Here is a 6,966-nt window from a genome sequence, read left to right on the forward strand (position 1 = left end):
GCATTTTTATTTAAAAATCCAGCCGAGAGAATCTATTTTTGCGGGGTTGGAATTGGGCAGCGGGATGGTGATTAATTCCATTGAGCCGGAGGTGGCGGCGAAGTTTTATCGGGGGAAATAAATTTAATAATTAATAATATAAATCTATGACCACTTACATTTTCAAAGTTAAATTAAAATATGATAAAAGAACTTATCGCGAAATTGAAATCTTGGAGAATCAAACACTAGACGATTTACATTGGGCAATTTTTAGAGCTTTTGATTTTGAAGAGATGCATTTGTATTCTTTTTTTATGAATAACAAAGCATGGAGCGGAGTCGAATTTGAATATTGTGCTCCGCAAGCTGATGGCCGTTCGGCTAAAAAAGTAAAAATAAACTCCCTTAATTTAGAACTCAAACAAAAATTTCTTTACTTATTTGATTATGGCGATAGCTGGGAATTCGAAATGGAATTTGTCGGCAATGGTCAGGCTCAAAACAAGGTAAAATATCCTATAGTTGTTAAAAAGGCTGGTGATTCACCAGAGCAATATCCTGATTATGACGAAGAAGATGAATAAAACTTTTACCTCCAAAATTGAACTCAATCCCCAGTTTAAACGCGCTTTGGATTTAATTGAAAAGACCAAACGCAATGTTTTTGTTACTGGTAAGGCCGGCACTGGCAAATCAACTTTGTTACAGCTTTTTCGCGCTAAAACTAAAAAGAAGTTAGTGGTGCTGGCTCCGACCGGGGTGGCTGCGCTTAATGTGCAAGGTCAGACCATTCATTCGTTTTTTGGTTTTAAACCGGATATTACTCCGTTCAACATCAAGCAGGTTCGGGTCACGCCGCGTAAAAAGAAGTTATTAAAGAAATTGGAAACCATTATAATTGACGAGGTTTCCATGGTACGTGCTGATTTACTGGATTGCGTTGATGGCTTTCTTCGTCTTTACGGTCCGAAAAAGAACCAGCCTTTTGGCGGCGCGCAGATGATTTTTATCGGTGATTTGTATCAATTGCCGCCGGTTGTCACTAGTCAGGAGAAATCTCTTTTTACTCCGATCCCGAGTTCAACTAATAATTCTAAAATTTCAAAAAATTCTTTTGCAGGGGCTATAGCTAATGTTTACGGGAGTCCTTATTTTTTTGATGCTAAATCTTTTCCTAATCTTAGTGTTGAATTGATTGAATTGGAAAAAATTTATCGGCAAAAAGACCAACGTTTTATTGAACTCCTAAATTCTATTCGCAATAATTCCGCTGGCGAAGCCGAGCTTAAAATTATCAATCAACGGCTTAATCAAAAGTTTGAATCTCAGCTTGATGATTTCTATATTTATCTAACCCCAACCAATGCTTTGGCTTCGAGCGTCAACAATCAAAAACTAGAGCAACTGAAAACTAAAGTCCATCATTATAAAGGATTTTTAAGCGGCAAGTTTGATGTTAGATCTTTACCCACTGACATGGATTTAAACCTTAAAGTCGGGGCCCAGGTAATGCTTTTGAATAATGATGCCAGTGGTCGTTGGATTAATGGCACGATTGGCAAAATTGTTGATATTGAAACTGATGATGAGCAGGAAGACGCGATTTTAGTGGAGTTAGCTTCGGGCGATGTGGAAGCGGTTTATCCTTATACTTGGAAGATGTTTGAGTTTAAATTTAACCCGCGCACTGGCGAAATTGAGTCCGATACTCTTGGCTCTTTTACCCAGTATCCAATGAAGTTGGCCTGGGCTATCACGATTCATAAAAGTCAAGGCAAGACTTTTAATAAAGTCATCCTAGATATTGGCCGCGGCACTTTTGCTCACGGCCAGCTCTATGTGGCTTTGAGCCGATGTGTTTCCCTGGAAGGTCTTGTTTTAAAAAAGCCCTTGGTTAAGCATCACATCTGGATGGACTGGCGGGTGGTTAAATTTGTTACTTCTTATCAATATCAAATTTCCGCGGAAAAATGTTCAACCGAGGATAAGATTAAAATCATTGAGCAGGCGATTGCCGAGAACCGAGAGCTGGAAATTACTTATCTTAAAAATAATGATTCAAAATCCAAACGGCTAATTAAACCTCAAACCGTGGGCGAGATGGAATATCTTGGCAAAACTTATCTGGGCCTAGAAGCTTTTTGTTTGCTGCGCCACGAGGACAGGGTTTTTCGGGTGGACCGGATTTTGGAGATGAGGATGGTTTGATTTTTTGAGGGAAAAAATGTAAAATTAGAATATGAAACCATGCAAAATCATTGAGAAATTTAATAAAATCAAGGTTGATAAACCTTGGGCATTTGCGGACAAAACCAGGAAGCAGACCGCATATCTTACTCATGGCTATCATCGCTACCCGGCAAAATTCATTCCCCAGATCGTTTCTCGTTTGAATAAAAAATATACCAAAAAGGGCGATTTGATAGTTGATCCTTTTGGGGGTTGCGGCACGACTTCAGTTGAGTCTAAAGTTATGGGCAGACCGTCAATTAGTGTGGATATTAACCCGGTAGCGGTTTTAATAGCCAAAGCCAAAGCCACAGCGATTGAACCCTTAAAATTAGAAAAAGAATTTATTGACTTTAAATATCAAATTGGCAATTATACCCCAAAAATAGAAGTTAAAACTCCAAAGCATGAAAGAATTGACTATTGGTTTAAGCCGGAAGAAAAAAGAAAACTTGCTTATATTTTTACAGAAATTTCCAAGATAAAAAATAGGGACATAAGAGATTTTTTTTATTGCGGTTTTTCAAACATTCTTAAAAATTGTTCAATCTGGTTGCAGAAAAGCAATAAGCCGACTAGAGATTTTAAAAAGAAACTCCCGGATCCTTTTCGAGTATTTCTGCGGCAAATAAAAGCCATGCTAAAAGGCAATGCTGAATTCTATAATCTATTAAGAGAGCGAGGTTTTTTGAATGTCCTTTGTAAAGTGCATTGCGCTGATGCTCGAGCCATACCAACAAAAAATAATTCAGTCGCCCTGATTGTAACTTCACCACCTTACGTCACTTCTTACGAATATGCTGATCTTCACCAGCTCACCGCTTTGTGGTTTGAATATACTAAAAATTTAAGTGATTTTAGAAAAAGATTTATTGGCACTTCACATAATGGCGTGAAAGATGTAATATTAAACAGTCAAATAGCAGAAAAGATAAAACAAGATTTAGAGATAAAAAACAAAAAGCTTAGCAAAGAAGTTTCTATTTATTTTAGCGAGATGAACCAATGTTTTAAGGAAATGAAAAGAATCCTCAAAAAAGGCGGCCGAACTTGCATTGTGATTGGCAACACCAGTTTAAAAGGGGTAGAAATTTTAAATGCGGAAGTATTTGTGGAGCAAATGCAAAATTTGGGGCTTAAAATTGATGACATTATAAAGAGAGAAATCCCATCTAAAAATCTTCCCTCTGCCCGTGATAAAAAAACTGGTAGATTCTCAAAAGCAGATGATAAAAATAAAACTTATGTTTATCCAACAGAATATATATTAATAATGAAAAAATTATGACCTACAAAGATGTTATAAACCTCTATGAAAAATACAAGAAAGTTTATAAAAACAACGCCTACAAGTATATTTCAAAAATATTACAAGAGGCAAAAAAAATTCATTATCGGGATTTTTTAAAGAATCCTACACCCAAAAAAGATCATGAACAATCATGGAAGCCTTTTAAGGGCAATGCACTGGAAAGAATTATTGATTATATTTTAAAAGAGAAAATAGAAGAGTTGGGTTTAAAATTGATAAATGGCAAAAAGATTGAGAGAACAAAACCCAAGAATCTTAGTATTGAATTGCAAACAGTGAAAAGAAATTTATCTGTTGATTTTGGTAAATTTGGTTTTCATATTCCAGATGTGGATTTAATTATTTATGATCCGATGGACTGCAAGGTTATTGCTGTTATTTTAAGTAAATCAACTATGCGTGAGAGAATTGCCCAATCGGCATATTGGAAAATTAGAATGAAAGATTATTCTTTGACAAAACATATTAAAGTATTTTTAGCCTCGCCAGACGAGGATGGTAATTTTACTGAAATTAAAGGTATGAATAAAAGCAGGGCTATTGTGGAAGCAGATTTAGACGGGGCATATATTATGAGCGAGACGCCGATTAAAGAAAGTGAAAAAATTAAAACATTTGATAAATTTATTGACGAACTTAAAAAAATTTTAAAATAGAAATTATGAAGTATTTACTTTTTGTAAATTTTGGTAGTGGTTTAATGCATAATGCCATTCATGAAACCTTGAGAGATGCGCTGGAAAGTATTAAGCAACTTATTAGTAATGAAGGATTGGATCTTAAAAATGAAAAACTACTCAATGTTTGCGGATTAAAAAAATATTTGAACAAATGCGATGATTGTTTTGGGCGATTATCAAATGGCACATGGTTTCACATTCAGCCGCAAAATATATTTGAGATTGTAAAGTGAACTTATGGATAAAGAACCTATTTTAGAATCCACAACCCTCTGGGATTTCCCAACCCAAAATTATGGCGATAAGCCGCATGGCGATAATAAATTTAATGGAGTAACCCCGGCATTTGTAATCTGGAATTTATTGCAACGATATACAAAAGAAGGTGATTTAGTGGTTGACCCAATGGCCGGCAGTGGCACAACAATGGATGTAGCCAAAGAATTAAATCGCCGAGTTATTGGCTATGACATCCATCCAGTCCGTTCCGATATAATCAAAAACGACGCTCGTAAAATTCCCCTTAAAAACCAGAGCGTTGATTTTGTTTTTATAGACAGTCCTTATTCTGATAATATAAAATATTCTAATGAGCAGGCCTGCATCGGAAAAATTTCCTGCGAGAAAAAAGAGTTTTATGATGAGTTAGAGAAAGTGGCCAAAGAAATAGCTAGAATTCTAAAACCAGACAAAGTAATGGCCTGGGTAATCGCTGACCAGTGGATAAAAAGAAAATTCACACCAGTTGGATTCTATCTCTGGCGGCGACTGGCAAAATATTTTGAAACAATGGACATTGTATGTTTGACTCGCAGAAATCAGACGTCGAATACCCCATTATGGCATCAACGAGCCCGGCAATATAATTTTTATTTGCGGGGATTTAAATATTTGTTTATAATGAAAAAAAGATAAAAATATATCTTTATGAAAAACCTCAAATTCAAAAAAGTTAGTGAGGTTGAGAAAAACCTCCAAAAATTATTAAATGATTATAAACTATCCAATAAATTGACCGTGGCGAAAATTAAATCTTGGATATTTAATGATGATGGGGAGGGAGCCATGGATGCCAGTAATAGATTTCAGAAAAAGTGGATACAATATTTTAAAGATATTCAAAACATAGATGAATTAAATAAAATTATGCAAGTGTTTGTTGATGCTTGGAATTACTTTCCTCATAAATCCCTTAACAATAAATCACCTCAGGAGGTGTTTGAACAAGAGCTGGCTAAACAACCCAAAAACAAAAAAGATAAAGGACCAGCTAATCCCGATTTTATCGTGGGCGGCCAGAAAATACCTTGGGACGAATATTGGGCCATGATTAAAGAAATGGAAAAATTGCAAGTGCCTTTTAAAAATTGGATAGACCATGAAGTTTTGCCGAAATATAAAAAATACTTAGAACAAACTAAATTAAAAAGTAAAAAACAGGAAGAACACTATGAAGTAGCTAATATATTTTTTGAAAGAGTTCTGCATGTTGGTTTTTTTAACTTGGGGCAAATCAGAAAGGATTTTATTCAAAAAGAATTCCCGCATTGGTGGCCAACCCATGTGTTAATGAGCAATTTAAGCGAAAAACAAGTCCTTTTATCATTAAAAAAATTGTTTCAATTTTTGGAGTTAGTTTATGACATTGATACTAAAAAAATACGGCTTGACTGACGAAGAGATATGGGAATTGGATTTTGTTTAAAAATTTTTCTTTTTTAACCCCATTTATGGGGTTTGCGGACACTAGCCCTGGAATTTATTCCTGGGCGAGCGGGTTAGTCATAATCCCATATAGCCATAGAGCCAAATCCCAAAAAAGAAGGCAAACATTGTTCACCTTCTTTTTTTATTATGCTATAATAAAATCAGCTAATTTTTAAAATAATTCTTATGCCCACTAAAAAACCAACTTCTAAAAAATCAAAATCCTTAATTTCTCAAAGAACCTCAACTTCTCTTGACATCATAGCTCAACTCAATGACTTAGCCCATGCCGGCACTAAAGAAAGTATGGACAAACTCACTGATTTTATTATCAAAGAGAAGAACGAAAAATTACGCGGTTATGCTAATTGCGCCCTTGAAGAAGCAGAATACATGTATTATTCGCCATTTAGCCCCAAAGAAGAAAAAGAATTCTTGCTCGCTAAAATGATTCATGAAAATGAAGAACACCTTTGGAAAAGTATGGCTAAGGCAGATAATGCCAGGCTTGAGCTTGACCGTCTTGACCTGGATAAAAAAATCCACAGCAAAATCATGAAATCAAAAAACTCTAACAAACGCGAGGACTGGCAGTACCGTTTTAGTGAAGATTTTCGCACCATGGTTGAGGGTCGTTTGCAAGAATTAGATGATGAAATTTTTTATACTGGCGCTTGGCTTGAGCAAGCTAAAAAAATGATTACTCTAGAAAAATACAAAAATATTCCTGATTATGTTATCGAACATATTCACCTAGATGCTGAAGCGGAATCATTTTGGCCAGAGGATTATTATGATGATGTTGATGATAAAAAAACTCGCAATGACTATAACAAAAGGGATTTTATTGATGAAGTGCCCATGGACGAGATACCCATGGATGAAGAGTCCTTGGCTAGTGCGGAGGTAGATGCTAGTTTTGAAGAACCGCCGTTTTAATTTTCTCGATCTCACTCGCCTGCACTTTTACGCCCGGCCCCGATATGTCGGGGTTGGGCGAATGGATTTCGTGCTATAATAAAATCACCTAACCTTTAAAACAAATTTTATGGAGGA

8 protein-coding genes are annotated in these 6,966 nt (G+C 35.6%); all 8 read left to right on the plus strand.

All coding sequences use genetic code 11. The features are described 5' to 3' along the window. Window positions 1-146: 146 nt before the first annotated feature. Window positions 147-566: a plasmid pRiA4b ORF-3 family protein gene (locus tag KKD20_01590; GenBank protein MBU4331799.1), complete on the plus strand. Its 420-nt coding sequence runs from the start codon at window positions 147-149 to the stop codon at window positions 564-566. Continuing rightward, window positions 559-2,190 (plus strand): AAA family ATPase, encoded by a 1,632-nt coding sequence (locus KKD20_01595; protein MBU4331800.1) that lies wholly within the window; start codon window positions 559-561, stop codon window positions 2,188-2,190. Before KKD20_01590 ends, KKD20_01595 begins: the two co-directional genes overlap by 8 nt. Before the next feature lie 31 nt (window positions 2,191-2,221). Further along, window positions 2,222-3,499 (plus strand): site-specific DNA-methyltransferase, encoded by a 1,278-nt coding sequence (locus tag KKD20_01600; GenBank protein MBU4331801.1) that lies wholly within the window; start codon window positions 2,222-2,224, stop codon window positions 3,497-3,499. Continuing rightward, on the plus strand, window positions 3,496-4,179 hold the full coding sequence (locus KKD20_01605) for a DNA modification methylase (GenBank protein MBU4331802.1): 684 nt from the start codon (window positions 3,496-3,498) through the stop codon (window positions 4,177-4,179). The genes KKD20_01600 and KKD20_01605 overlap by 4 nt, the downstream gene beginning before the upstream one ends. Before the next feature lie 5 nt (window positions 4,180-4,184). Beyond that, on the plus strand, window positions 4,185-4,436 hold the full coding sequence (locus KKD20_01610) for a hypothetical protein (GenBank protein MBU4331803.1): 252 nt from the start codon (window positions 4,185-4,187) through the stop codon (window positions 4,434-4,436). Window positions 4,437-4,440: 4 nt separating this feature from the next. After that, the gene (locus tag KKD20_01615) at window positions 4,441-5,118 is read left to right on the plus strand and encodes a methyltransferase domain-containing protein (GenBank protein ID MBU4331804.1); all 678 of its coding nucleotides are present in this window, start codon (window positions 4,441-4,443) and stop codon (window positions 5,116-5,118) included. A 12-nt stretch (window positions 5,119-5,130) separates the two neighbouring features. Further along, entirely contained in the window at window positions 5,131-5,877 is a 747-nt protein-coding gene (locus KKD20_01620; protein ID MBU4331805.1) for a hypothetical protein, read from the plus strand. A 219-nt stretch (window positions 5,878-6,096) separates the two neighbouring features. Next, window positions 6,097-6,849, plus strand: a complete 753-nt coding sequence (locus KKD20_01625; protein MBU4331806.1) for a hypothetical protein — start codon at window positions 6,097-6,099, stop codon at window positions 6,847-6,849. The last annotated feature ends 117 nt before the right edge of the window (window positions 6,850-6,966 follow it).

The sequence above is a fragment of the Patescibacteria group bacterium genome (assembly GCA_018896645.1).
Taxonomy (GTDB): domain Bacteria; phylum Patescibacteriota; class Patescibacteriia; order UBA2591; family JABMQE01; genus JAHIMF01.